Genomic DNA, 26,322 nt, shown 5'->3' on the forward strand with positions numbered 1-26,322 from the left:
GGACTTCTGTTCAGCAGGCTGTGTAATAGTTGTCGGATTGATGAGCTTTGAATTATGTTTTACGATAGTGAGGTTTTGAGTTTCGAGAACTATTGCCGATTCACGATTGCCGATTGCCGATTTTGAGGTCTGGTGTGTTAAGCTTTCACGTTTCACGTTTGCCGTTTTACGAAAACATATTTTATTTCAAATTAATTTTTTATGAAACCCAAGCATATCTTCTGGTCACTCATACTCTTGCTGGGAGCTTCGTCCTGCAAGAAATTTCTTGACCAGGACCCATACAGTCAGGCAACGGATGAAACCACCTGGAAAACGGAAGCCGATGCCAATGCTTCGGTGGCGGCCTGTTACTCGTTGATCAGGTCGGCATTCAATGCGGCCATTACTTATTATACTTATGGCGATCTGGTGAGTGATGAATTCACCGGTATTATGGGCGGTGATGGCGCTTATAATGATGTGTTGAATGTGAACTGGGGTATAAGTATTCCGTCGGCCAATACCTACGATCCGCGATTAAAGCTGCGTTTGTATACCAACTTTTATGCAGCTATTACACAAAGCAACCGCTGTTTGTATTTCATAAACAATATGCCGGTGAATGTATTTGCGGGTAATACGCAAAAAGATAAAGAAGCCACCCGAAACAAATACCTCGGCGAAGCTTATTTCACCCGGGCATTTAATTACTTCTATCTGGCGCGGGTATGGGGTGATGTGCCGCTGGTGACCAGCTATAGCGCAGATGCCAGTACGGAACCACAGGTGCCGCGTTCAACCCAACAACAGGTATTACAACAAGCTATTGCCGATGTGAACAAAGCAATTGAATACCTCAACTGGAAAGACAATGGCTTTCACGACGCAGCTGTGCGGGGCGATAAAGGGGCGGCTTATGCGTTATTGGCGCATATTTACGCCTGGCAGGGGGATTATGATAATTGCAATAAAGCCTGTGATCAGGTAATAGGTTCGGGCCGGTATACACTGGTGCCGGAATCGAATTATACCGACCTGTTCAAAGGACAAAGCAGTGAAAGCATTTTCGAGATCTCGCAAAACGCGCTTATCGAAAGCGTAAATGCTAAAGAAAATTATACCATCACCGGTGTTACATTAACGCCACCGTATCTCAGCAACGGTGCGGTGCAGCCCTTGTGGCAATTAAATATCGGACTGGTAAATTATTTGTACCAGGACCACGACGATGTACGTTTCAAAAAAACGATGGTGCTTATCAATAGCGGAAGCGTAACGGCGTATGAGTGCATTAAGTGGGCAAATATTCAAAATGTGAACAACAGCACCGCATACCAGATAGCGTTGAATAATATCCTGGTGTTCAGGCTGGCGGATATTGCACTACTGAAAGCCGAAGCGCTGGCCGCGAAGCCGGCGCCGGATGCCGCGGGCGCATTGGCCATCGTGAACCAGTTGCGCACAATGCGTGGCGTTACTACTCCAATAACTGGTGTAACGGGTAATGACCTGTTATATGCCATTGCCGATGAGCGGGGGCGTGAATTGTTTTTGGAGGGGCATCGCACATTCGACTTAATACGTCTGGAGCGATTGACCGGCGAGCAACAATTTCCATTTATTACCCATGCCGATTTTACTGCAGGAAAGTATTACTGGCCGGTTGATCCAACGTTGTTCCTTACCAATGTTAATTTGAAACAAACTGCATTCTGGGTTGGAAAAGTGAAATAGGACGCAGGTTGCCAGTTGACGGGTACCCGTTGCCGGGCTGAAAGTGCGGACAGCCTGATTAATAACCGGCATGCTGAACAAGAGGCCCCGGTAACCGAAAACTGGTAACCGGTAACAAATTAATCCTAACATAAATATTCATTCAATGAACCGATATATAAAGTTTGTAGCAATAATATTAGTAATAGCCTCGGTCGGGTGTAAGAAGGATGATTATCTTACCGACGGCGGGCTGGCAAAGGCTGTAACACCGTTGAGCAATTACGATTATCTGGCCAATCATCGTTATCATTATTTCGATACGGTGGTGTTGATCATCGACCATTTTAATTTAAAGGATTCGGTGAACAAGGCGGGGACATTTTTTGCGTTTACCGACTTTTCGGTGACCGCCTTAATGAATTCCCTGCAGGTAACTACGCTGAATGATCTATTCAGTAAGGTTACCTCCAAACTGGTTACGCAATATTTATTCAGCGATGCCGGTATAACGCTTGACAATGCCAGCGAAGCCGCCAAACAGTACGCCAACTGGGCCGCGGCTGACTCTGCATTATCGGCGGTAAAGAAAATAGAGAATACTTATACTATCAACCTGGTTAATTCGGCGCCGGCATATAGTTATTATACCTTGCAGTATGTAAAGATCAACGGCGTGTTGGACGATTCGCCCAATATGCCGCCCGGTGATGTGGTGGATGTAAGTATACCTTGTCAAACCACAGGCGTAAAGACCAGCAACGGCGCTACTACGCTTCATGTACTGGCAAATACGGCTACATTGAATAAACTATAACCCGTAAAAAATGAAAAGCAATAAAATACTATTACGGCTATTGGCGGTTATTATCGTAATTGGCGTAAATGGCGGTTGTGAAAAACAGGAAACTGGTTTTTTAAGCGATAATTTATATTACCTGGAGAATCCGTTTGCGGTAGCGCAGGGTGTAACAACGGTGTCGGCCAGTATGGTGGCCGATGGCAGTACAGCGCCATTGAAAGTGTCATTGTTGAGTGTGCGCGATAAGAAAAACGGCAAAAGCGCCGATAGCGTATTTCTAAAACCACAACAATTGACCGTGTTCAGCGGTAATGTAACGTATAACGATAGTACGCCCGAAACGCTCAAAGCAAAGCTGAAGGATAGTATGGTAGCGCCATTTAGTTTGAACCCCATAGGAGGGCGGTTGCAGTTTACAGGTACCACTACATTTGTACCGCAGGGATCATATACTATGGATGTTGAGGTTAGTAATGTGCGTGGTATGAAAAAGATCACCGAAGCTTGTGATATCAATATCCTGCCCACGGAATTTTTTGTACAAACAGGTACATCATATAGTTACCTGAACGATACTATTTCACAGGCGCGTGTTTATTTTACCCCGGAGCTAACGGCAAAGCGCGATGCAAGTGGCCCACCAGTGATCACCATTAAATGGGTTGATGAAAATGGAAATGTGTTCAGTCCGGCCAAAGGCGAAGTGCAGGCCCGCGCTGGCCTGGCAAGTTTTACAAACTGGGACCCATACTATGATGTAAAGCTAACCGATACTGCGTTTGTATTTCCGTATCCAGATAAGGTGCCGGTGTTCCCGGTGTTCAACCCCGCGGCGATCGGTGGCGGCGTACAGGCCGATTATTGGTGTTATTATCGCATTCCCGCGGCCAATATTGCCGAACCCGGACAAGAGTATCGATTGGCCTTTGCATTTAAATTGCCAAATGCGGTGGGAACGTATAATGTGACTATTAAGACGGTGGGGGCGCATAGGAGATGAGGGGTTAAAAATGTTGAATAAGAAATGAAGAAGTGAATACAGAATTAAGAACGAGCTAAATACCGTTAAAATACCTTTTTATTGGTGATCAAAGTTTGGTACACTTGAGCAAAAGATTTGATGTTTTATAAGAGAATGGTTTTTCTTTTTGGGGGTGTGCTGTATACGATCGGGGTAATAGGGCAGGAGTTGGAGTTTAGATTTGAAGATGCTTTCTATATACCGCATTTGTATTCTGGGGGGCTCAATCTCGATCTAAAAGAGTTGGAAATTAAAAAGCCATTGTATATGACCATTCTTATTGGTCAGTATATAACAGGGCTTGTTTGTCTTGCTTATATTGCGAATTATATAATTAGTAAATAATACGAACAATTAAAAAGCCCCTCACGGGGCTTCTTAATTGTTAGACATTAGTCACATCATTCATCTTCCCCGATTGCTGCTTTTCTTTTTCGCCATCGTAGAACGAAATGGTTTTTAGCAAATGTTCTGAGTAGTTGAATATGTCGTCTAGGGCCGATATCTCATATTTTGTCTCTTTCTTAGTTTCATCGAATGTGCCAATGTATTTTTTTGAACTATTTAAATACAGTCTGCAAATAGTTTTTCTGTTGTTGTCATCTAACAGAATGGCAAAGTAGGATTGTGCGTCCCGATATACTATTCTGGTTGCTTTTATTTTTTGGCGCATGATTGTTTTCACAATCATAAAGCTTTCCAGTTCTTCTTCTGTTGTTTCAATTTTAACATCCTTTGCATCAGGCTGGCTGGCTGGTGGTTCTGCTTCTACCGTTTTCTGTTCGTCATTCTCCTTCTTTAGTGCGGATTTTAATCTTTCTGTTATGAGATCGTTGATATATTGCTGGATTGACTTTTTTGTTAGTCCGCAAAACTGTTCCATTAATCTGGACGTAAGAACACCATTGTAAATTTGTTTCGCAAAATGACGCACAAAACCGTCTGAAGGGTTATGGAATTCAGAATTGATAAGCACCTTCAGTTCGTTCATGTATTTAAGCTCACTGGCAGTGTTTTGTATGCTTTCTACATCGAAGTATGATTTATGGAATTTCTTTAATTCCTCAATCTGATTGTCTTTTATATCTGTAACATTAAATTCGAAGAATGGCTTTTCGTCCATTTTGTTGGGTTCCACTAAATCAGTGTAGAACCTATAAACAATGCCATTTGATAAGAGGCCGAATTTGGCGCTTGTAGTATGAAAATATCGAAATAGCTGAGAGTTGTGCGGGTCAAGACTTTCGCGCCAGTGTTTACATTCAATTAAAATGCAGGGATTTCCTTCTCTCATGATTGCATAGTCTACCTTTTCCCCTTTTTTGATGCCGATATCGGCAATAAATTCGGGCATTACTTCAAAGGGGTTGAATACGTCATAGCCCAATGCTTTTATAAAAGGCATTATAAACGCATTCTTAGTAGCTTCTTCTGTTTGGATTTGATCTTTAAGTTTTTCGACCCTGTCGCCAAACAGTTTTATTTCATCTTTAAAGTCCATTGGAATTTGATTAAGAGGTTATGATAATATTAGTAAAACTGTTTCCGAGATTACAGAATAATTCTTTACAAAAAATGGGTGTTTTTCACGTATTTGTGTTTGGAATGGTTGATCCTTATCAGTCTTTACCGGAATTCTTTCATCATCCGCACAAAAATGCAAAAAAAACTTACGCAGTCACAATTTCCGATGAGGTGTTGGAGGCGTCGTCTTGGGAATGATCCTGCTGCAGAATTAATAATTAACTAAAGGCGTTGAAGCAAATACAATATGCGCACCTGTCCTGATCTTAAATCTTTGCCTGCTCCGGTAAACCACCTGTTGTATCTTCCGGGATTGTATTTATGACAGGGTTTATTTTAATTGGCGGAGCCAAAGGGTCGGCCTCTTTTAATAGCGAATCGTTTGCTTCTAAGTATTTGATCTCATCCGGTGTCAATTGGTGCACTTTAAGCATTGGTTCCCCTTCAATCATTCTTTTGACTATCAACAGCGAGCCTAAACGAATAGTACAGTTGTCGAACCTATTTACGCTATTCAATATTTTGTCAACAGCATTGGCCAGCTTTTCCGTTTGTTCGGCGGTTGGGAGATCAATATGTTTTAGCTCAAGCGCTTTCTTTGCCTTGTCAAATATATTCTGAACATCTTGCTCTGTAACATTCTTTTTGAATACAAACCTTATTTTTTGCCAAAAGGAATTGTAAATGGGTTCATTTTGTGTTTTCATTTCAAAGCCCAAGGCTTCCATAAATTCGCCGCAGGCATTAACAATATTTTCTTGTTCATGCAAAGAAGGCTTCTTGACAATGTATATGGTTACCTCGGATTGGGGTTTCCCTTTTGTTTCAATAGACGATTTTGAAAAATATATTCCCTTTTCAAGAGCTGTAATATCATTTTCCCATTTAGTTGCACATTGTATGAATGTAACATCTTTATTTCGCCAGGCAATAATTGAAATATTTTTGACGAGTTTTGATAAAAGCTGATGAGTAACATATGCGTGTTCTAATGTTGTGATTCGTACTAGTGTAATGGTGCCTTGAAAATTTGATACAATAAAAAATTCGCCGAAAAGAGAATTTGTCAGGTGTTGAATATAGGCAGGGTCGTTTTCTTTGAAATTTATTGTAAAAGAAAGGGTTTTAGATATATCCTTAGTACTTATAAGGTGAACTATTATCTCTGATTGTGTTTTTTCTACTCTTGTATCATTATAGTGTGTCATACTTTCCCTTTTTGTCCCACTAACATAACCAAACTCTCATTCCCCTCAAACGTGAAAAACACCCAGTTTTATTTTAGAAACAATCAAAAACCCAAAAGGCCTCCCGGGATGTTGGGAGACCTTTTTTATGGATAGATACTACTGCATGTTTATTTATGAAGGCTCTTGATGTGTAAATTCTCTCTTATTTTAAAATTAGCTTCTTCATCTGCAAGCGAAGCGGTTTTGAATTGATCGAGCGCCGATCCGTTTACGGCTTTGGGTTTGGTCAGCATTGATAAAGGAGCCTGAGCGCCCATCACAAGTTGTGTAAACTTATCCCAGGGGAAATTAGGCCCGGGGTCGTTGCGGCGTTGGGGATCGAGCCGGGCGTGCGAGATAACATGTTTCAAATTGGGATACTTGGCGTAACAATAGCGCACGATCTGTGCAGTAGCAGCTACCTGCCAGTCGGAGAATGAGTCGCCACCGCTTTGCCGGTTAACGATCTCAATACCCAGCGACCAGTGGTTTACATGCGTTTTACCATTATTTACTGCAGGATGAGATTTTGAATTTTGTACATGCCAGGCCGCATCTTTTTCGCGGGCGCAAGCCCAAATAAGGCGGCCATGTTGCGGTTCATCTTCATCGGGTACCAGCCAGTGAAAACTCGCCGATGGTTTACCGGGGGCGGGGTTCATTACCGAAACCGCGCCGGAAGAGCTGGCGCCGGCGGTAGCATGGATCACAACAGCCACAATGCCATTAATATGGTCGCCTACAGATCGTTCAGAAGTACAACGCGCCCAATAATTTTGAACACCGGGAAACCATTCTTCAGGCAGTGTGATTGGGGAAGGCCTATCGGTGGCAGGCAGATCGAATTGAAAATCTTTTGGACTAGGCATATGATGAAGAATTATGAGACAACTAATTTAATCAATAAAGAAAACCCCTATACCCGTGAAAACACCCCTTTTATAAAAAGTAAAAGACCCTCACGGCGTGAACCGGAAAGGGTCTTGGTTTTTTTTGATAGATAAATGTTTACTAGTGATTATTGAACGATCCGTGTCTCAACCGGTGAATAGATCCATTGACCGGTTTTGCTAACGACCGCTACCCGCAGCCAGTATGTTCCGCCGGATGTTAGGCCGTTGAAGGTATACGCTGGTTGCAAACTTGATTCACTATGCCAGTTGGTGGCCGATGTTGGCGATTCGGTTGTATACTGGTGAAAGTACAGCCGGGTGCGTGCTATCCTTTTAATTCTGGTTGTTAGTACACCCGGACGGCCCAGTTCAACTTCCAGGGCGGTAATAACTGGTTCTTCTACAGTTTTACCTTTTTCGCCTGAAATATAAAAACCGCTTTCCAACAGCATAGTGCGGTCGCCTTTACATTTTTCTGTTACCCACGCATCGAGCTCGATCATATAGCCAATCACTTTAACCTTCAGGTCTTTTTTAAGTGATACGGCTACTGAGTCGCGCCCTTTGGCATTTGCAACAGCTGTTCTGTAATCCGGCAGCAATGTTTTTAATGAAACATATGCTGGCGGTGGATCGGGGAATTTGGGATTGTTGTCCATTCCCTCTGCTACACGGGTGGCGCTTGTGGCTAATTCGCTGTCGCCATCCCGTTTGTATGATTTTAATATGATCGGTTCCATATGTAAAAATTTAGTTGTGAAAAAATTAAGTTGCCTGCTACTAATCTGTACCTGTTACGCTTTAATAGGGGAGCCATACTACTCATTGAAGCCGCGCAGAGGCCGTTGTGAGTACTGCGCGTATGGCGTTTTCGGATTCGTTTTCCCTGAACTGTTAGCTATCGGTTCAGGATGTGTGTTGTTAGCAACAACGCATGACAAACGTAGATGGAATTTTTGAATCAAAGAATAGGTACCCCAAAAAGTGTCGTCTTTTGTCGTATAATGTCGTCTTTTGTCGCGAAAAAACAACCGCGGTCATAGCTTACGGTGAGTTATAATACCTCGGCTGGAAGGGAGTTTAGAAAATAAAAAAGCTTTGGTAAGATTTTCCAGCAGGAATATCTTGCCAAAGCCCTATGGTGATGTAATAGTCGGATGTTTTCTGGTTGTTGCTGTGTTGCTCCGTGGCCTTGTCGATCCGTAACCTCACGTAGTCTGCATGTTGGGTGAGGCCGCAGGCTTGCCGGGTGATCGTATCAGCGCGTTTGCTGAGCTTGCAGTTACGCTATGAGGAGCAAACGCATTGAAATGAGCACGCTCCGCGACGTTTCTTCAGGTTGCAGGTTGACTTTACCTATGTAGCACGTCTGTTAACTCATAGAACGTTACTGCAATGAGTCATTGCTGCACAGCAATGCGGCATAGTTGCGCAGCAATGAGAAGTAGCGTAACTGCGATGCGGCGGAGTTGCGCTGTAATGCCTCATTGCAGCGCAGCATAACATCACATCGGGCCTGCAGCGTGACGTAACTGCGCATTTGGAACTCATAGCAGTGCTGCAGCGACACCTATCAGTGCTGATCCGTCTCATCCCCGTCGCGCAGTCGCGTTCCATATAGCCTGCAACGTGAGCAAACAAGCCAGATACGCATTGTTGCAACGCAGCAACGTGTCGGCGCTGCGCTGCAATGCGAGGGAACAGGACAGTTATATCTTCGGCCTGTTTGGCAATGCGTCATTATAAGCCTGCTATTAATCATTGCAACCATAAGATGCCACCTGTGTAACAGGCAATGGCAATTAGTTATAAGGAAAGCCAGAAGGAATGGGTTGATGATTTAATTTAAGAAGATGTTTGGATAGAAGTTGATTTTTTATTGTTGTTGCGCAAATAAAATTGGCGGTGATCAAGTGAGATAACTGTTTTGTTACGATAAAGGCTTCGCTCCCGTATATTGGCTTGGCGTTATACCATAATGCCTTTTGAACGCATATAAAAATGCCCGCACCGTGGTATAATGTAATTGATAAGTAATTTCTTTGATGTCTTTTCCCGCCTTTAACATTCTTTTGCTGCGTTCCATTCTTTTCTTCAGCTTGTAATCGCGAATGGTTAGGCCGTATTGTATTTTAAACGCCTGTTGCAAGGTATTGCGGGTAATGCCATATTTCTCCGATAGCTTTTGCGCGCTATCGCCAATGGCGCCGCGATGATCGTCGAGGTTTTTTTTATATGCACCTACTGCCTGCAGTACATGCAGCGTGAACCGTTTTTCATTCCCCATGGTCGGTAGGTTAATGGTAATAGAATGGTCGTTCCTGGTTAGCCTTCGGTGTGTACGAAATGACTTTGGGTATACGTTAAAAACTGGTGCGGATTGTGAAATACTTCGCCTACTTCATGCTCATTATCATGATCGTCGCGAACGATCATCGTGTTGTTTTTTGTAAGGCGAAAATACAATGCATGAAAAATGATCTTTACTACAATTGAACAATATATCTCGGCCTTGCCATTGTAATACATAGACCAGAGATGGGCGGGCGTAAGGGATACAAGCTCCTGCGAATGACGGAACTTAAAATCCTGCATGAATGTAAAAAAAGGGGTGCTGTTGTATAATAAACCATAATCAACCCAGGGTTCGGGTGGTGGGTTAAGGGGATGGATCACAAAAACTGAATCATCGATATTCATACAAAACTCCACGCCATGGGGATTGTCGTACAACCCCAGATGGTCGTCGAGGAACGTGTATATATTTCTTTCTGCACGGTTCATGGCGGAGCGGTTTAGTGCCACGCTTACAAATTTGAAACATAGTTCCTGGTGAACTCAAAAAAATCACCGGGCGTTTCCAGCTTTTCCTTAATTACCTTATTAATATCTTCTTCCTCATCTAACATATACAGCTTGCCATTCTTTTTGTAAAAGCGCAGCTCGTAATAATAATCGGGATTGTCTATCATACAGCATAACCGGGCTATGCCCTTGTGAAACAGCTCTATCAACATGTGCGGACTAACAAAATGCAGCTGTTCTACCGTATTTATTCCACTCAACTTACTAAATTCTGCTACCGTAGTATTGGTTATACTGATCTCTAGGTTATAATCGGGTTCGGCAAAAACATCGGGCCACCGGGCGCTCATATCAAAAGCTCCTTCCTCATCGAGGGTGCTTTCTACCCTGAATGGATTGATATAATGTCCCATGTTATCTTTTAAATACTTCTCTATTGCATTTCTGGTCGATTTCATGTGCAATCAGGTTTATTAATGGCCACTGGTACAAGGTTATGCTATTGATCTGTTGTGCGGGCGTTGTTCTTCATCTTTCGTGTTTTTCTGCTCTCTATTTTGTTTATCCATTCCTTTGCACTGATGTTGTAATAATTTTTAAAAGCATTACTAAATGAACTGGGCGAAGAATAACGAAGAATAATACTTATTTCCTTTACCGATTTGCCCATGCGTAATAATCGTTTGGCTTCGCCCAATCGTAATTTTAATTTGTATGCCCCCAATGGTTGTTTGTACTTCTCTTTAAAAAAATCCTGTAGTGCATTCCTGCTGATGTGATATTGCCTTGCCAATGCGGCCGTGCTTAAGTGGGTATAAGGATGCCCGTCAAGATACTTCTTGATCTGCATAGCTGCAACCTGCACAGACCGGTTGACTTCTTTTTTGGGCATACAGCCTGTTTAATGAATAGTAAATAATAAATGTTATTATGCGCGTCTTTGTACCACATTCATTAAACATTGCGTTGCCTAATTAGTCTTTAACAGTCAACTACAATACATCATTGTATACATTCAGTGTGCCTCAGATAAAGCCAGGGCATACCAAGCGTTACAATCGCATGAGCATGGATAGGGCGCTACAAATTTAAGCCGGCCACCAGGGACCCTTTTGCTTTATTCTTCTGAGTGCAAGTTACTTAGCTTGTTAATATTTTTTCGATCAATCACTTCATGTTTTGCCCTCTTTGAGCTTGGTTTCGACGTTTTGGCAAAATTCGGCCCGGCACCATTTTGTATATTCTACCAAATTAACAGACTTGTATTTGGGGACACTTTGAGAACAATCAGTTTATATATGTTGATAGGATGTTTATGTTCACCTTTATGCTTCAAAACTTTATTTTTTTAAATTCGCACTTTAATATGTTTTTGGGGCTTCTGGAAGCATTATGTGGGGCATATGGGCGGGTGTTTAGGGTGTGTGGGTAGAACGGTAAGTATTTCTTATTAGGAAACAGTCCGGTTTTATTGATAATTATCAATTTGCTGGGTTATTCCCCAAATTCCTCCTGAATATAACACTTCCTGTACTACTTTTGCGCCATTCCAGGCCAGCGATTATAATTTTTCATAAAAACTGACTAGTCCGGTTACAAAATAATTACCGGTGTTTACTATTATAACCGAGGTATGATAAAGGGCAATATGTACTCCGATGCGGAATTGATTGCCGCTATTGGAAGAAGTGATCAGCTGAATAACGCCATATTTTTCATTTACGAGCAGTATTCTTCTACCATCCAGTCGTATATTCTGGCCAACAGCGGTACGCCGCCCGATGCTGAGGATATATTTCAGGAAACGGTGGTCACTTTTATTGACCTGGTAAAAAAAGAAAAGTTCAGGGGCGAAGCCAGTATAAAAACATTTTTAACTGCCATTGCCCGCAACCTATGGTTGAATGAACTGAAAAAACGCCAACGAAGCGATGCCCGGGAAAAGGTTTTTGAACATGGGCGGGAGGTTACTGAAATGGACGTAAGCCAGTACATAGCCGACCGCGAAGTAAAACAACAGTTTGTTACCGTACTGGGCAAACTGGGGGAGCCCTGTAAAAAATTACTTACCCTGTTTTATTACGAAAACCTTACAATGAAAGATATTTTACATCACCTGCCTTACGAAAATGAACAGGTGGTGCGCAACAAAAAATACAAGTGCCTGCAAGCGTTAACAGAAATGGTAAAACAAAATCCTGTGATCGCAAAGCTGGTGAATCAACAGTCAGACTAATTTTTTATGGAGGACCGCAACGACCAATTATTAATCAATTACCTCGACCGCACACTTGAAGAAAAGGAGATGCGGGAAATGGAAGCGCTGATCAATAGCGATGATGAGACCCGCAAGCAACTCCGGTTTTTACAACTGGCTGTTGATGCAGTAGAATATTCTGCTATCTATGACCAGGTGGCATTGATAAAAGAAAATTTCAGGGTTATACAACCGGTTGAGGTGTTACAAACATCTAATAAAAAAACAACACGTGTTTTTCGTTTGAGCAAAGCTGTTCGTATGGCCGCCGCCGTGTTGTTATTATTGGTTGGTGTGGGTTCGTATAAATTTTTTACCGTTAACGCAACACGCGTGTATGAACAAGCGTTCATAGAGTATACACTACCAACTACCAGAGGTCAGGCAACCATCACCGATATAGAACAGGTGTACCGGGCTCAAAACTGGATCGGCGTTGTTGCCACCGTTAACCGACTTTCCTTACATGATAATAAAGCCTTATTCCTTTCCGGCTTCGCCCATCTGCAATTAAAACAATATGCAGCAGCAAGTTTATTGTTTGAAAAAGTATTAGCAAATAATGCTCAAACAAACGATGACCTGTATCGCGATGAAGCGCAGTTTTACCTGGCGCTAAGCGAACTGGCTGGTAATAATACCAGTGGGGCCATTCAATTATTTCAACAGATACAGGCCGATAAAAGCCATAAGTATCATCAGCAAGCCAGCAAGATCGGATATTTCGATCTGCAGATCCTGAAGATCAAGGCGAGCCGTTAATTGAAATAATTTTTTTAAAAAAATCGCATTTCGCGGTTACATCGAATTCAGCAGCTTTTACTAATTAATAGCAGCTCTTTTAAATAAGTCCCTTACACGTTCGTGAGGATCTGAATCATAACATCGGAAACCTGGGTCGCCTACGGCGGACAACAGAGAAACCTGGATGATTCCATCCTTACGGATTTAATCTACACATTCGTGGAGATCTGAATCAATAATATGGAAACCTGCTTCCCGACAAGTCGGGATTGACAGAGAAGCCTGTGTGGTTCCTTCTTCACGAAATAATCTACACATCCGTGGAGATTTGAATCAATAATATGGAAGCCTGCGTTACACCGGATGTAGCGACAGAGAAACCTGTGTGGTTCCTTCTTCACGGATAAATCTACGCGTTCGCGGAGATCTGAATCAATAATATGGAAGCCTGCTTCCTCCGCCGGCTGGCGGAGATTGACAGAGAAACCTGTGTGATTCCATCTTCTCGAATATTAGCTTCGCATTCGTGAGGACCAGATCATGATATCGGAAACCTGGGTAGTCCGCCAGCTGGCGGATTACAACAGAGAAGCCTGGATGGTCTCTTCTTCACGAATTTTTTACAATCACGTTCGCGCCGATCAAGATCGGGCGATGCAGTCACATATTTAAAGAAAGGCTTACAGCCCCAAGCTGAAAGCAAAAGGTAAAATACGCATGTTTAATGCTGTGTTACATTATGCCTATTGCCTTCAGTTTAGTCCCTAAACTCTGGTTGTTGATAGCACACACCCCTGGAAACAGGACCTGATTTGAATTAAAGATTTAGTTTTCGGTAATCGGGCGTAGCCCGGTTACCGTTTTTAGCTATGAAAGCAACACGCTCAAAATATAAAAGTCGACGTTTGATCAAAGGATAACGCAGAATATGCTGTAGTCCGGAGTACACACATCAGAGCAAATTTTAATCCGTATACTTGTGTTAGCTACGTCGACTTTTTTTTCTCTTTTTGTTTAATACTCCTCCGGTTAACAAGGCTGTTAACAATACACTACCAACAAGCAACCATTTATATGCCGCCGTTGATTGTACCAGCGGTTGGGTATCGCCGGTCAATAGCAAATGCGCCCAATACACAGGCGATTTGTTCACCGTATTACTATGCAGGTAATCGAGCTTCGCCTGACGCAATGCTTTGGGTTTAGAGTAACCCTTTTGTAAGTATATATGGAATTGATGTAATATAGCAGCTGTAGCCTCATCATCGGCCTTCCATAAACTGTTTACCATACTGGCACAACCTGCATACGCAAACCCACGTGTAATACTTAATACACCTTCGCTGTTCACCAACTGTCCATTACCGGTTTCACAGGCGCTTATGATCATCAGTCGTGTGTTCTCCATATTCAATCCATACAATTCTTCGAGGTACAGGGCATCCTGGGTGGGCTGTTTTGTTTTTGGATAAAACGCAATGAACGAAATATCGCTATTGCCTGTATCGGCAATGGCATGGGTAGCCAAATGCACTACCGGGTATTTATTGAAGTTTTGTAAGAACTGCGTCTTCGTTGCCTGGTTGCCGGTAATATATAAACCCGGTAAACCGGCAATTTCTTTTGCCGATGCCGGCAGTTGTTGCATATTGTTATATACGGGATGCGGAAATGGCAAACTGTTTTGTGCAAAGGGCGCCATGGCCAGTGTATTGTACGAAGATGCCGCCGATGGTGCACGTGAGGCCTGCATTACAAAAAAACGGGCGCCAAACTGATAACTGATCTCATTCGTTTCGAGCAGCGTTTTGGCATCGGGTTTATCTTCTGCCGGTAACGATTCAAATGGCAGATAGTACAATATATTGTCGGGGATGATGGTCCACTCGAATTTATTACCCGCCAATGCCTGTACTGGTTTTACCAATAGCTTGTAAATGCGTTCGCCCCAGGGCTGGCCTTTAAAGCGGCGGCCGCTTTCGGTATTTTGCAAAGCAGTTAGCCATTGCGTTATGGCTTGTTTTAATGCTGTTAACGAATCGATACGGGTTTGTTTAAAATCATTTTTGGTTATAACAAATACCTGCAGTGCATTACCGGTAGCATAAAAACTAATAACGGCCTGCTCTGTTGTGAGGAATTGTTGTATTGAGTCGGGCCGCGGGTAGGTTTCGCTATACTTCAGTTTATAATAATGGCTGTTTTGCTCAATAGCGCGTTGCACCTGCGCCAGTTGAATTTCAAAATTGGCTTTTTCATTGGTAAGCTGTGCCGCCGTACCGCTGTCGAGCGACCGGTCGCCCTTTATGCTTACCCGCGCAATATTGTATTTTATATTTCTTTCCTGTTGTAAAAGAATGGGGTCGAGCCCGGGTATTTTGCGAAAACTTTTTTCGGCCACCCCGCTGTACATTATTGAGGCTTTGTTGCGCTCGGCCATTACAAAAGCCTCTTGCGCATACCCGGCATTGGGGTAAAGGGCGTGCAATTGAAAACAAACCTGCACTGCCTGCTGGTATACCTGCTGGTTGTTGCTTTTCAGGAACAATTTGGCATCATCGGTATCATAGCTTTTTTCAATATAGCGTAACAAAGCAATAGCGCTTTTATAGGTGGCCAGCGCCGCCTGTAAATACTTTTCTTTTTTCTGAACTATGTACAGCGTTTCAAAAACATTGGCTTTTCTATACAACGCATCGTACAAACGAAAGGATAGAAAAGAACCGGTGAAATTCTCGGGATTGCTAAACGGATCGGGGTTGTTGAACCGCCCGCCCAATACCATTATGGCCTGTTGTAAATTGGGCAGCGCCGCCTCATATTGTTTCCGTTTTATGCATACCTCACCATCGTACAAATGATGCATGCCATAGTAAATGGTGTTAGGTTTGGCTTTGCCTTCTGCAGGCGCCTTATGAAACAGGTTGAGAAAGTACTCCGCCGAATCGGTATGGTCCATCAGCAGGTGGGCATGTGCAATTTCGTTGTACACGCGGGGCAGGGTGGGGGCATTTACCTTACGAAACCATTGAAGGGCTTTTTTATAATTTCCCATGGCCTTATAGGCCAAACCCATATTTAAGAAGATCTGGTTGGTAAATATGTTGCGCGAGCAAATGGACTGGTAAATAGCAATCGCTTCTTCGTATTTGCCCAGCTTATAGTTAGCCACGGCGATGTTGTTCTCGATGTTAACTACCCAGGCTACGTCTACCTGTGGTTGCTTTTTAATGATCTCCAGCGCATGGGTAAAGTAATTGCGGCTTTGTAAATAATTGCCGCTCTCATAATACATAGCACCAAGATCGTTGTACATCCGTTCTTTTTCATGTACGCCGGGGTACCGTTGCGCCAGCATTTCGGCTTCTAACAAAAAATGATTGGCCGAGTCGAAATTGTTGAGGTGGTAATAGGTGGTTCCCGTATGTACGTTCAATTCGTATAAAAGCGAATCGCTCCAGTTGGTATTGCGTTGTTTTATTCGAAAAGCCTTCAAATACGCCTCGATGGCCTGCGTATAGCCGGCACGATCTTCCAGTAATTTGCCACAGTTTACATTAGAGAAGAACAGTATGGAGTCGGGGGCATTGCCCTGCTGGGCAGCCAGCGCCAGCACCTGTTGATAGGCTGTAAGGGCCAGGCTGTCGGTGGCATCGGTGGCCATTTTGAACAACCTGTTGGCTTTGTTGTACAGCGATTGCAGGGTGTCAGATTTAACCCGTTTGTCGTAGTTGTACGAACAAAACAACCACGCGACCAGCGGTAACCAGCCTTTCCACAAAATACACCGTAAAAAACCACTACCCATTTTTACCATGGCGGCGAAGATAAGGGTGATTGGGTATAAGAACCAATGAGCAATAGGCAATGGGCAATGGGCAAATTAACCTTAAACGGCATCAGGTTGCCTGTAATCGAACGTTCGGAAGTTCCTAAACCCTGTTGTTTATTGCTTATTGCCTATTGTTAGCGGGATAGTCCGGCAATGATGATCAATGGCGGACGAGGTCTGCCATTCACTATCTGGTAGCTGAACATGCTGAGATTTTTACCGCTTATTTCCTGTTGCAGTATTGTTGGAATGTTTGATACTTTGTCGTAGTACATCACCTTTACAGTTACAGATTGTACGGCCTTACTGCTGCCATCGTTAAGCTGGTACTGAATGGGAATGAGTTTAAAATCGCCGTTCTTAACATTGGGTCCAAATATACCATCGGCCAGTGATTTCTTCAGGTTAATGATACCGCTTCGGGTACGTACGCGCAGCTTTTGGTCATTGGCTTTTGAGCCGGGAGCAGCATCGTCAAATTCACATCTGTTGTTGCCGCTATTCCCGTTATCGGGATAATCGCTGTCATCACTGGCATCACAAATAGAAGGGCCAAACGGATCGGCATTGAAAATGGGTTTTGCCAGGGTGTCGTTTTGATCTATGGCATAGATCTTATCGAGGTAGGTCATACCGCCAATGATCAACTGAGCTACACAGGTATCGGTAGTACCTTGTTTAACGAAGGCTACTTTGTACCGAACGCCGGTCTCACTTTGCGAAAGGTTAATGCTACCGGTATTACGGTTAAGCTTAAGCCCTTCGGGCCAGCTCAAATAGGTACCCTGTACCCCCTGGTTGTTTATGGGGTCGGCAAAAAAATCACCGCCACTTTTAGGTTTTGTGAAAAGAATAGTGTCCCCGTAGTTAGGGGCATTGGGACAAGAAATGGGTGTGTTTGCTAATAAGGGGTTCGAATTGATAACTTCACCTTCTTCAGTCTTGGCTTCATTGTCATTTTGCTTGCCGGCTTTGTTGCAGGCAACAAATACAAATAGCAATACGAACGTTAGCAAGGTTAAACTTGTACACAGTTTGCTTTTCATGTAAGTTTTCGGTTTTTAACGCGGGAATCCAATGTTCAGACAAGGTTATGGAACCACTACCAGCGTAGAAATACCGTATTTCAACGGATATGGATAAACAAATATTCGATTTTTGGATTATAATACACGAATATTTATTAGTGATTTATTTACAGTGCTGATTTTCAATGGTTAAAAAAATAATGGTTTTCATTTACCTACCCACTACAGGGTAGGAATGCCAACTTCCTAAACGCCGGTAAAATACAATGTATCTGTTACAGATACAAGTAGTAATCTTTCAATAAGGCTACAAACTCGGGCGTATAAACGCCTTTTTCCTGTTGAATGGTGAGTTGAAGATCTGTTGCAACGTTTTGGTGGTTGCGGGTGTAATGTAAAATGGCGCGGAAGGGTGCATGGTTGGGCGTATGCCGAACAATGAGTTTTTCGGTGAGAGAGAAGTTTTGCTGTGTTGCCAGTTTATTGAATTGTTCCCAGCGGTGATAGGGCAGCAGGATACCAAAGGCGCCCTGGGGTTGCAAGTTGGCGGCAATTACTTCAATAAGCGCGTGAAGGGTTAGGTGTTTGCTGTGTTTGGCCACCTGTTCGCGGTCGTCGGTGCTTAACAGGTCGTTCTCGAAAAAAGGCGGGTTCGAAATAATGAAATCATACTTTACCGGAAATTGAAAGCTGCGGGCGTCGCCATGAAATACCTTCAGGCGCTCCTTCCAGTCGTTTTGGCTGGTGTTTTCCTTTAGTTGCTCATAAGCGTCCATGTCGATCTCGATGCCGTGTATTTCGGCCTGAGTGCGTTGTGCAAGCATCATCATCAACAGGCCGGTGCCGCTGCCTATATCTAACACTGTTGCATGCTGTGCCATTTTAGCCGGGAACCAGGCGCCCAAAATGCATGCATCGGTGCATACTTTCATGGCTACCCGATCCTGATGTATTGTGAATTGTTTGAACTTAAAGTAAGTATTGGCCACTTTTTAGTTTTTCAGTTTCTGGTTTCAAGTCTCAAGTTTCGAGTCTCAAGTTTTTAGTTCTAAGTTTTTAGTTTTTTATTCGGTGCTCGCTATTTTCCGTGGCTATTTGAATTTTAAGTTTTTTGGAAATTCGCGAGGCTCGCCAATTGTCACGCTGAAACTTGAAACCAACAAACATCCATATAAGCGAAGAGCTTAAATATTCAGGAACTAAGAACTTAAAACTAAAAACTATGAACTTAGAACTCTGCTCTAGCCGTGGGCCCCACACTCAAATCAGCAAACTCTTCATTAAGGAACTTATAATAAGCTGTCATTGCGATCATAGCGGCATTGTCGGTACAATATTGAAAGGCGGGAATAAAGGTTTGCCATTTGTGTTTTTCGCCCATTTCGGTAATGCCTTTGCGTAAGCCGCTATTGGCCGACACGCCGCCGGCAATACATATTTGATCGATACCCGTGGTGCGGGCAGCTGCCTTTACCTTGTTCAGCAAAATACTAACGATGCGGTGTTGTATAGAAGCGCAAATATCGGCCAGGTTCTCCTCCACAAAATTGGGATTGGCGGCCGTATTCTCCTGTAGAAAATACAGGATGGCGGTTTTCAATCCACTAAAGCTGAAGTTCAGTCCGGGTATTTGTGGTTCAGGAAATTTGAACCTGTTGGGATCGCCGGTTTTGGCATATTTATCAATGAGCGGGCCGCCGGGGTAGGGCAGGCCTAGTAATTTGGCCGATTTATCAAAGGCTTCACCAGCGGCATCGTCCATGGTTTCACCAATTACTTTTAGTGAAAGGGGCGATTCGCAAAGAACTATCTGGGTATGTCCGCCACTTACGGTAAGGCAAAGGAAGGGGAACTCAGGTTTGGGATCTTCAATAAGGTTGGCCAGCACATGGGCCTGCATATGGTGCACACCAATGAGCGGCACATTGAGTGCCAGCGCCAGCGATTTGGCAAACTGAGCGCCTACCAGCAGCGAGCCAATAAGGCCCGGCGCCTGGGTAAAGGCCACGGCATTCACCGATTGCAGCAGGTTGTTTACTGAGGCTTCGTTCACGTATTCGCCGGCAGACTGTGCTGCCTTTTGCAAAGCGGCATGCACTACCGGCACTATATTTTGCATATGGGCGCGGGAAGCCAGCTCGGGCACTACGCCGCCATATTGTTCATGCACGGTTTGATTGGCAATAAAATTTGAAAGAATTTCGCCGTCGCGAATAACAGCGGCGGATGTTTCGTCGCACGATGATTCGATTGCTAGGATTGTAATACTCACTTTGCAAATATAAGAAAAGCGGAATGTGATAATGTGATAATCAGCTAATGTGATAATGCTTCATGTGCTGCCGGCTTATTTTCCGTGACCGTATGCTCACGCAGCACTCACAATGTTGTATTTCATTATCGAATTATCACATTATCACATTAGCAAATTAGCTAATTATGCTATTTACTTCTTATTGCTACCACCGGGTCCATTCTGGCTGCAATAGAGGCCGGAATAATGCCGGCCATTACTCCAACGATAATACAAATGGAAATGGCAAGTATTAAAATATTGGGTGCTATAAATACCGCAAAGCCAAAGATGGCTTTGGATGCAAGGGTAAGCAGAAATACTATGGTAAGCCCCATTAGTCCGCCCATGATACACAGGAAGGCGCTTTCGAGCAAAAATTCGGTAAGTATTACAGAGCGTTTGGCCCCGATGGCTTTTTTGAGCCCTATTTGTGGCGTACGTTCACGAACTGTAACGAACATAATATTAGCCACGCCAAACATACCTACCACCAGCGATAAAATGGCAATAGCCCAGCCGCCTTTGTTGATGCCGCCAAAGATTTCGCTGGCGAAACTGCTAAAGGCATCTATATCGTTGAGGGCAAAATCATCTTCCTGGGTGGGTTTTAGTTTGCGAATAGAACGCATGGCGCCGGTAAGATCATCGCGCAGTTGTTCCATAGGAACCGTTTCCTTACCCTGCACCATGATGACGGGGTTGCTGTTCTTTTCGCGCATCATTTCCTTCATAAAACCCAACGGCATAATGAGGCTGTTATCGTATTCCCAGGCGTTTACAAAGCTTTTGCCCTGTTTTTTAATAATGCCCACTACCTGGGCGCGTTTGCCCGACTTTAAAACAATGGGTTTGCCCAGTGCTTTTTCGGCTTTGCCAAACAGGGTTTCGGCAATGGTGTAGCCCATTACTACCACATTGGCGGCAAAGTCGTAATCAACGGGCTGCAGGTAGCGGCCCAGTTCAATTTCTATCGGTTGAATATTTACAAACTCATCGGTAATGCCGTAGTAGTTTACGTTGTTTATAACATCATCTTCGTACCCCACGTAACTGTTGCTGCTGATGTTAAAGGCTACACTGGAAGCGGCCGGTACTTTTAGTTTTACCAGCTGCATTTCTTCATATGTTGGGGAAGGGCGTTTTACATAGCGCCACCAGGGATAATCGGGTCCGCCGGCGTATACCCATTTGTCGATATACACGGTATTGGTGCCAAGGGATTTAATGTCTTTTTGTACCTGGTATTCGAGACTGTCTACTGTTGCCAGCACACTTATGATACAAAAAATGCCAAAGGCAACCCCGGTCAGCGACAACAAGGTGCGAATTTTGTGGCTTTTGAACTCCTGCCACGTTAAGTTGAGGCTACTGCCTAATATTTCCAGAACACGGCGCATGGATCAAATATAATATTCAGGTGTTGATTATTAAGTATCTGTAGTGTTAAATGGTCAATGGTCAATGGTGAATGGTGAAATGCAGCTTTCATTTCTCCGGTACAGTTAGTAGTTTTACTTCAAACCCTTTCCATGACCCGCATTTTAGTTCTTGCCATATTGATTGTTGCAGCCAATTTATCGTGGGGGCAAACCCCGGAAGACCTGGTACGGGATCTACGGGAAAACACGGCTTCAACCACCCGGCTCATGAATACCTTACAAAAACATGCCCAACAACTTGATTCGGCTCATAACGGTTGGTACAATTCAGCCGCCTTGCTGGGACATACTTTGTATAAAAAAGATTATCGATACAATTCATCGGTAATAGCTGTACATGCCGTTTACAGGGGTGAGCAGTTGGGTTATGTTTTAGTGTCGACTTACGGAGGGGATACTTTATTCAGATATGTGAATCACGACTATACTGCGCAGGTGCTGAAAGATTATAATGCTGCCAATAATACTGATTTTACCTGGCGCAACCTGTATGAAGATGATCTCATGTATTTTGAAGGCCTGCCCGGTTTATATGAAACGCGTAGAGTAGCAACTCCTGAAGAGGCTGAGAAGGGGATTATATGGGAGTGGCCTTCGAAAATCACTGATGAGTATGAACCCTTACTCGTTAAACGCGATCATGCTACTATTATTAAACATTGCAAATCGTTTAACCCTGCCCGCAAAGCATACGGCGCCTATTGCCTGTATATACTCAAAAATGAAGGGGTGTTGCTTAGCCGGGAAGAGAACGAACTGTTTGAAAAGATCAGCCATTCAAATGAAACAACGGGACTGCTTGGGGGATGTTTAGCTTACGATAATATAAGGCTGAGTTCTTTTTTGTGCCGGGAATATTTGGATCCCACCTGCGAAGAACTGCAAACGCCTGCCGATCTTGTCTCTGCTTTACAATCGAAGCTCGGTTCTACTACCGCTTTTCTAAAAGAACTTAAAACCCGCACTGCTGAAAAAAATAGCAACGGTTTCCGGGGAAGCTTTGATGAAAGCGCCGGGCTTATGGGGCATACAAGAATTTTGCAACGGTTACTCTATAGCCGGCGCGATTGGGCGCGGGATTCGATCATTTATACCGAAGTATTTGTAAAGGCAGTTTATAAAGGAGAAAAACTCGGGTATGTGCAAATGGTAGAACATTATAACATTGATAATACCGGGCTTTTTGAGACCCGCGAACTGATGAAGTATGTTGACTCTGCTTATGCCAATCGTTTACTGCAGCCGTATAATAAAAAGCATGAAATGAACCTTGACTGGAAAGATCTGTATGAAGATGAGCTTGATAGTTTTGAGACAAGCATGGCTGTATATACGATCAGGCGGCCCGCATCAGGGATGTGCTTACCAAAAAGGAATTGCAACGCGTGTATACTTCCATGTATAGGACCAGGTAGTAACCTGCCTGTTAAAATTCAAATCGCTCAATGGTAACATCGTTGAGCATTTTATGAATGAACTCATCGTGCTCATTTTTATGGCCTTCGGCTTCCCAGATACCGGTAACGGTTTGTTTATCGCGGCATTGGGCGCCTCTTTTAAAGGAGAGTTTGTGTTGTTTCATCATTTCTTCAAAATGCTCAAATACATTTTCGCGGTAGGGGCAGGTGATCTTATACGTGTGTACCCGGTTAATACGATCTATCCAGGTTTCAATTTTGGTAAAGGTATACAAGATGCCAACCAACACAATACAGCCCGTAAGTGCTGCATATTGGTGACCCGCCCCAACGCCAACGCCCAGTGCTGCCGTTACCCAAATGGTGGCCGCAGTGGTAACGCCGTTTATGCCGGTTCCGCCCATAAAAATAACCCCGGCGCCAACAAAACCAATACCCGTTACAATATTGCTGGCAATACGATCGGGCGATGTATGTTCGCCAATTTCCATAGAAAATATAGTGAACAGGGTAGAGCCAATACAGATCAGCATAAGGGTGCGTAACCCGGCCGATTTGTTATGATATTCCCTTTCGGCGCCAATTATGCCGCCTATAAGAACTGCTATCAAAAGCTTTACTACTACATCGATAGTTTCCATTCTTTAATTATTTTATCTTAGCTCCATGGTTACAATAGAAAATACAAAGATAAAAGCTGTTATCAATGCCAAAGGGGCTGAATTAACCAGCCTGGTGCATAAAGAACATCAACTCGATTATATGTGGCAGGGCGATCCCGCCGTTTGGGGCAAACATTCGCCGGTGCTGTTTCCTATAGTGGGTACATTAAAAAATAATACCTACTTCTATAATGGTGCAGCGTACCAGTTGCCACGCCATGGTTTTGCCCGCGACAAACAATTTGCCGTGGAGGAACATAACGGCGATAGCATTACCTTTTTGCTGCGTAGCGACGCCGAAACGCTTACGGTATACCCGTTTGCCTTTGAGTTCAGAATAAGGTATACCCTGTTCGAAAACTCACTGGCCGTTGCCTATGAAGTGGTGAACCCCGCCAAAGAACTGATGTATTTTTCGGTAGGCGCCCACCCGGCATTTAAAATTCCGCTGGTAGCGGGTACCAGCTACACCGACTATTATTTACAGTTCAACCAGGTTGAGACGGCGCACCGCTGGCCTATTTCACCCGACGGACTTATTGAACAAACTCCCTTGCCACTTTTACAAAACACCAACCGGTTGAACCTGTCGAAAGACCTGTTTCAGAAAGATGCGCTGGTGTTGAAAGGTATGGCCTCATCAATAGTTACCCTGGGTTCCGATAAAACAGAACATGGCTTCCGTTTCGATTACCCCGGATTTCCATTTATGGGTATTTGGGCGGCCAAGAACGCCGATTTTGTTTGTATAGAACCCTGGTGCGGCATTGCCGACAGTGTGGGCAGCACGCAACAACTGCCCGAAAAAGAAGGGGTGAATAAGTTGGTTGGAGGCGAGACGTTTACCCGTACGTGGACGGTTACGGTGTACTAATGTGATAATTTGCTAATGTGCTAATGAGATAATGAAATACAGCGCGGCCAGCTTACGGCTTGCAGCATACTGCTTGTATTCCCTTCGGCCTTTCGTCCATTTGTGTTACCTTTGCGAACCTAAAAGGCTACAAGCCGCAAGGTACAACTCGATATAAGACAATGAAATACAACAACGAAATTCATAAACGACGCACTTTTGCTATTATCTCGCACCCCGATGCCGGTAAAACTACCCTTACCGAAAAATTCCTGCTGTTTGGGGGCGCCATTCAAACGGCCGGAGCGGTAAAAAGCAATAAGATCAAAAAACACGCTACCAGTGACTTTATGGAAATTGAGCGTCAGCGTGGTATCTCGGTGGCTACGTCGGTGATGAGCTTCGAATACAAAAATATTTTAATTAACCTGCTCGATACCCCTGGTCACAAGGACTTTGCGGAAGATACTTACCGAACCCTAACGGCCGTTGACAGCGTTATTCTGGTGGTTGACAGCGTGAACGGGGTGGAGGACCAAACCCGTCGCCTGATGGAGGTGTGCCGCATGCGCGACACCCCGGTGATCGTGTTCATTAACAAAATGGACCGTGATGGTAAGAACCGCTTCGACCTGTTGGAAGAAATAGAGAATGAGCTCAAGATCTCGCTGCACCCCATGACCTGGCCCATTAACAGCGGTAAAGATTTCAAGGGCGTATACAACCTGCACGATAAGAACCTGCTGCTTTTCACCGCCAATACAAAGGCTAATGATGATGATACTGTAGCAATCAGTGACCTCAGTTTGCCGGTACTGGATGAAAAAGTAGGGGAGAAAGATGCTTCTATTTTGCGTGAAGATGCCGAGCTGATCGAAGGCGTTTATGGCGAATTACCCGTGAATGATTATTTGTCGGGCAAAGTAGCGCCTGTGTTCTTTGGCAGCGCCATCAATAACTTTGGCGTGAGGGAAATGCTCGATACTTTTATTCGCATTGCACCTGTTCCCCGTCCAAGACATACTTCGGTTCGGGATGTGCCGCCAACCGAAGACAAATTCTCTGGTTTTATTTTCAAGATCCACGCCAACCTCGATCCCAAACACCGCGACCGGATTGCGTTTTTGCGGGTGTGCAGTGGCAAGTTTGAGCGTAATAAATATTTCCATCACGTACGTCTCGATAAAGATGTACGCTTTAGCAACCCTTATACATTCATGGCCCGCGATAAAGATGTTATTGAAGAAGCATTTGCCGGCGATGTAGTGGGTTTGTTCGATACCGGTAACTTTAAAATTGGTGATACGCTTACCGAAGGTGAAAACTTCTTCTTTACCGGTATTCCTTCGTTCTCCCCTGAAATATTTAAAGAGGTGATCAATAAAGACCCAATGAAAACCAAGCAATTGGAAAAGGGGCTTTTACAATTGACCGACGAAGGGGTGGCCCAGTTGTTTACCCAGTTTGGCGGTAATAAAAAGATCATTGGTTGTGTGGGCGACCTGCAGTTTGAGGTAATTCAATACCGCCTTTTGCAGGAGTATGGCGCTTCGTGCGAGTTTAGGGCATTACCTTATTACAAAGCCTGCTGGATCACCAGTGCCGACCCTAAAAAGCTGGATGAGTTCACCCGCTTTAAATCGAACAACATTGCTACCGATAAAGACGGCCACCTGGTTTACCTGGCTCAAAGCGAATGGTTCCTGAACACCGAACGCACCAACAATCCGGATATTGAGTTTCACTTTACGAGTGAGATTCATAAGGAAGCAGTTTAAGAGTTGACGAGTCAAGTTGACGAGTTGACAAGGTGCTTCTGTGCGG

General features: G+C 43.9%; 23 protein-coding genes. 9 read left to right on the forward strand and 14 right to left on the reverse strand.

The features are described from left to right. Window positions 1-201 precede the first annotated feature (201 nt). From GGD38_RS22905 to GGD38_RS22920, 4 genes are all read left to right on the forward strand, one after another. Window positions 202-1,716, forward strand: a complete 1,515-nt coding sequence (locus GGD38_RS22905) for a RagB/SusD family nutrient uptake outer membrane protein (RefSeq protein ID WP_375303885.1) — start codon at window positions 202-204, stop codon at window positions 1,714-1,716. A 145-nt stretch (window positions 1,717-1,861) separates the two neighbouring features. Continuing rightward, window positions 1,862-2,512, forward strand: a complete 651-nt coding sequence (locus GGD38_RS22910) for a hypothetical protein (RefSeq protein WP_375301820.1) — start codon at window positions 1,862-1,864, stop codon at window positions 2,510-2,512. A gap of 10 nt (window positions 2,513-2,522) precedes the next feature. Beyond that, window positions 2,523-3,497: a hypothetical protein gene (locus GGD38_RS22915; protein ID WP_375301819.1), complete on the forward strand. Its 975-nt coding sequence runs from the start codon at window positions 2,523-2,525 to the stop codon at window positions 3,495-3,497. Window positions 3,498-3,617: 120 nt separating this feature from the next. Next, window positions 3,618-3,863 (forward strand): hypothetical protein, encoded by a 246-nt coding sequence (locus GGD38_RS22920; protein ID WP_375301818.1) that lies wholly within the window; start codon window positions 3,618-3,620, stop codon window positions 3,861-3,863. 40 nt (window positions 3,864-3,903) lie between these two features. On the opposite strand, the gene GGD38_RS22925 is transcribed toward GGD38_RS22920, so the two are convergent. From GGD38_RS22925 to GGD38_RS22960, 8 genes are all read right to left on the reverse strand, one after another. Continuing rightward, complete coding sequence (locus GGD38_RS22925; protein ID WP_375301817.1) at window positions 3,904-5,019, reverse strand: type I restriction endonuclease; 1,116 nt, start codon at window positions 5,017-5,019, stop codon at window positions 3,904-3,906. Window positions 5,020-5,308: 289 nt separating this feature from the next. Continuing rightward, a complete protein-coding gene (locus GGD38_RS22930; protein ID WP_375301816.1) occupies window positions 5,309-6,250 on the reverse strand; it encodes a hypothetical protein in 942 nt (313 codons plus the stop codon). A 149-nt stretch (window positions 6,251-6,399) separates the two neighbouring features. Beyond that, window positions 6,400-7,140 (reverse strand): N-acetylmuramoyl-L-alanine amidase, encoded by a 741-nt coding sequence (locus GGD38_RS22935; protein ID WP_375301815.1) that lies wholly within the window; start codon window positions 7,138-7,140, stop codon window positions 6,400-6,402. A 149-nt stretch (window positions 7,141-7,289) separates the two neighbouring features. After that, window positions 7,290-7,904, reverse strand: coding sequence for a hypothetical protein (locus GGD38_RS22940; RefSeq protein WP_375301814.1), 615 nt, complete (start codon window positions 7,902-7,904; stop codon window positions 7,290-7,292). A 1,190-nt stretch (window positions 7,905-9,094) separates the two neighbouring features. Then, the gene (locus GGD38_RS22945; protein ID WP_375301813.1) at window positions 9,095-9,451 is read right to left on the reverse strand and encodes a helix-turn-helix domain-containing protein; all 357 of its coding nucleotides are present in this window, start codon (window positions 9,449-9,451) and stop codon (window positions 9,095-9,097) included. A gap of 38 nt (window positions 9,452-9,489) precedes the next feature. Then, the gene (locus tag GGD38_RS22950; protein WP_375301812.1) at window positions 9,490-9,948 is read right to left on the reverse strand and encodes a hypothetical protein; all 459 of its coding nucleotides are present in this window, start codon (window positions 9,946-9,948) and stop codon (window positions 9,490-9,492) included. A 23-nt stretch (window positions 9,949-9,971) separates the two neighbouring features. Then, entirely contained in the window at window positions 9,972-10,427 is a 456-nt protein-coding gene (locus tag GGD38_RS22955; protein WP_375301811.1) for a hypothetical protein, read from the reverse strand. 41 nt (window positions 10,428-10,468) lie between these two features. Next, window positions 10,469-10,861: a helix-turn-helix domain-containing protein gene (locus GGD38_RS22960; protein WP_375301810.1), complete on the reverse strand. Its 393-nt coding sequence runs from the start codon at window positions 10,859-10,861 to the stop codon at window positions 10,469-10,471. Between the two features lie 741 nt (window positions 10,862-11,602). On the opposite strand from GGD38_RS22960, the gene GGD38_RS22965 reads away from it, so the two are divergent. After that, a complete protein-coding gene (locus tag GGD38_RS22965; protein ID WP_375301809.1) occupies window positions 11,603-12,205 on the forward strand; it encodes an RNA polymerase sigma factor in 603 nt (200 codons plus the stop codon). Between the two features lie 6 nt (window positions 12,206-12,211). Continuing rightward, entirely contained in the window at window positions 12,212-12,988 is a 777-nt protein-coding gene (locus tag GGD38_RS22970) for a hypothetical protein (protein ID WP_375301808.1), read from the forward strand. Between the two features lie 964 nt (window positions 12,989-13,952). Here GGD38_RS22970 and GGD38_RS22975 read toward each other — a convergent pair. The 5 genes from GGD38_RS22975 to GGD38_RS22995 form a co-directional block, all read right to left on the reverse strand. Further along, window positions 13,953-16,787, reverse strand: coding sequence for a CHAT domain-containing protein (locus tag GGD38_RS22975; RefSeq protein ID WP_375301807.1), 2,835 nt, complete (start codon window positions 16,785-16,787; stop codon window positions 13,953-13,955). A gap of 149 nt (window positions 16,788-16,936) precedes the next feature. Beyond that, window positions 16,937-17,848 (reverse strand): hypothetical protein, encoded by a 912-nt coding sequence (locus GGD38_RS22980; protein WP_375301806.1) that lies wholly within the window; start codon window positions 17,846-17,848, stop codon window positions 16,937-16,939. Between the two features lie 257 nt (window positions 17,849-18,105). Continuing rightward, window positions 18,106-18,819: a tRNA1(Val) (adenine(37)-N6)-methyltransferase gene (locus tag GGD38_RS22985; RefSeq protein ID WP_375301805.1), complete on the reverse strand. Its 714-nt coding sequence runs from the start codon at window positions 18,817-18,819 to the stop codon at window positions 18,106-18,108. A gap of 239 nt (window positions 18,820-19,058) precedes the next feature. Next, window positions 19,059-20,102: a tRNA (adenosine(37)-N6)-threonylcarbamoyltransferase complex transferase subunit TsaD gene (tsaD, locus tag GGD38_RS22990; RefSeq protein WP_375301804.1), complete on the reverse strand. Its 1,044-nt coding sequence runs from the start codon at window positions 20,100-20,102 to the stop codon at window positions 19,059-19,061. Window positions 20,103-20,272: 170 nt separating this feature from the next. Continuing rightward, window positions 20,273-21,523, reverse strand: a complete 1,251-nt coding sequence (locus GGD38_RS22995; protein ID WP_375301803.1) for an ABC transporter permease — start codon at window positions 21,521-21,523, stop codon at window positions 20,273-20,275. Window positions 21,524-21,655: 132 nt separating this feature from the next. On the opposite strand from GGD38_RS22995, the gene GGD38_RS23000 reads away from it, so the two are divergent. Next, window positions 21,656-23,017, forward strand: coding sequence for a hypothetical protein (locus GGD38_RS23000; protein WP_375301802.1), 1,362 nt, complete (start codon window positions 21,656-21,658; stop codon window positions 23,015-23,017). Here the strand turns inward: GGD38_RS23000 and GGD38_RS23005 are convergent. Beyond that, window positions 22,992-23,624: an MgtC/SapB family protein gene (locus tag GGD38_RS23005; protein ID WP_375303886.1), complete on the reverse strand. Its 633-nt coding sequence runs from the start codon at window positions 23,622-23,624 to the stop codon at window positions 22,992-22,994. The genes GGD38_RS23000 and GGD38_RS23005 overlap by 26 nt on opposite strands. 25 nt (window positions 23,625-23,649) lie before the next feature. On the opposite strand from GGD38_RS23005, the gene GGD38_RS23010 reads away from it, so the two are divergent. Together GGD38_RS23010 and GGD38_RS23015 are read left to right on the forward strand one after the other, a co-directional pair. After that, entirely contained in the window at window positions 23,650-24,519 is an 870-nt protein-coding gene (locus GGD38_RS23010; RefSeq protein WP_375301801.1) for an aldose 1-epimerase family protein, read from the forward strand. A gap of 161 nt (window positions 24,520-24,680) precedes the next feature. Continuing rightward, window positions 24,681-26,276, forward strand: coding sequence for a peptide chain release factor 3 (locus tag GGD38_RS23015; protein ID WP_375301800.1), 1,596 nt, complete (start codon window positions 24,681-24,683; stop codon window positions 26,274-26,276). The last annotated feature ends 46 nt before the right edge of the window (window positions 26,277-26,322 follow it).

Source organism: Niastella sp. OAS944, assembly GCA_024809215.1.
Lineage (GTDB): Bacteria > Bacteroidota > Bacteroidia > Chitinophagales > Chitinophagaceae > Niastella.

Excerpts from the sequence above, each read along its gene's own strand:
- GGD38_RS22935 (WP_375301815.1), bottom strand. The coding sequence starts at position 7,140 with ATGCCTAGTCCAAAAGATTTTCAATTCGATCTGCCTGCCACCGATAGG.
- GGD38_RS22925 (WP_375301817.1), bottom strand. The coding sequence starts at position 5,019 with ATGGACTTTAAAGATGAAATAAAACTGTTTGGCGACAGGGTCGAAAAA.
- GGD38_RS22905 (WP_375303885.1), top strand. The coding sequence starts at position 202 with ATGAAACCCAAGCATATCTTCTGGTCACTCATACTCTTGCTGGGAGCT.
- GGD38_RS23010 (WP_375301801.1), top strand. The coding sequence starts at position 23,650 with ATGGTTACAATAGAAAATACAAAGATAAAAGCTGTTATCAATGCCAAA.
- GGD38_RS23005 (WP_375303886.1), bottom strand. The coding sequence starts at position 23,624 with ATGGAAACTATCGATGTAGTAGTAAAGCTTTTGATAGCAGTTCTTATA.
- GGD38_RS22920 (WP_375301818.1), top strand. The coding sequence starts at position 3,618 with ATGTTTTATAAGAGAATGGTTTTTCTTTTTGGGGGTGTGCTGTATACG.
- GGD38_RS22975 (WP_375301807.1), bottom strand. The coding sequence starts at position 16,787 with ATGGTAAAAATGGGTAGTGGTTTTTTACGGTGTATTTTGTGGAAAGGC.
- GGD38_RS23000 (WP_375301802.1), top strand. The coding sequence starts at position 21,656 with ATGACCCGCATTTTAGTTCTTGCCATATTGATTGTTGCAGCCAATTTA.
- GGD38_RS22915 (WP_375301819.1), top strand. The coding sequence starts at position 2,523 with ATGAAAAGCAATAAAATACTATTACGGCTATTGGCGGTTATTATCGTA.
- GGD38_RS22930 (WP_375301816.1), bottom strand. The coding sequence starts at position 6,250 with ATGACACACTATAATGATACAAGAGTAGAAAAAACACAATCAGAGATA.
- GGD38_RS22965 (WP_375301809.1), top strand. The coding sequence starts at position 11,603 with ATGATAAAGGGCAATATGTACTCCGATGCGGAATTGATTGCCGCTATT.
- GGD38_RS22980 (WP_375301806.1), bottom strand. The coding sequence starts at position 17,848 with ATGAAAAGCAAACTGTGTACAAGTTTAACCTTGCTAACGTTCGTATTG.
- GGD38_RS22970 (WP_375301808.1), top strand. The coding sequence starts at position 12,212 with ATGGAGGACCGCAACGACCAATTATTAATCAATTACCTCGACCGCACA.
- GGD38_RS23015 (WP_375301800.1), top strand. The coding sequence starts at position 24,681 with ATGAAATACAACAACGAAATTCATAAACGACGCACTTTTGCTATTATC.
- GGD38_RS22995 (WP_375301803.1), bottom strand. The coding sequence starts at position 21,523 with ATGCGCCGTGTTCTGGAAATATTAGGCAGTAGCCTCAACTTAACGTGG.
- GGD38_RS22910 (WP_375301820.1), top strand. The coding sequence starts at position 1,862 with ATGAACCGATATATAAAGTTTGTAGCAATAATATTAGTAATAGCCTCG.
- GGD38_RS22960 (WP_375301810.1), bottom strand. The coding sequence starts at position 10,861 with ATGCCCAAAAAAGAAGTCAACCGGTCTGTGCAGGTTGCAGCTATGCAG.
- GGD38_RS22955 (WP_375301811.1), bottom strand. The coding sequence starts at position 10,427 with ATGAAATCGACCAGAAATGCAATAGAGAAGTATTTAAAAGATAACATG.
- GGD38_RS22950 (WP_375301812.1), bottom strand. The coding sequence starts at position 9,948 with ATGAACCGTGCAGAAAGAAATATATACACGTTCCTCGACGACCATCTG.
- GGD38_RS22945 (WP_375301813.1), bottom strand. The coding sequence starts at position 9,451 with ATGGGGAATGAAAAACGGTTCACGCTGCATGTACTGCAGGCAGTAGGT.
- GGD38_RS22940 (WP_375301814.1), bottom strand. The coding sequence starts at position 7,904 with ATGGAACCGATCATATTAAAATCATACAAACGGGATGGCGACAGCGAA.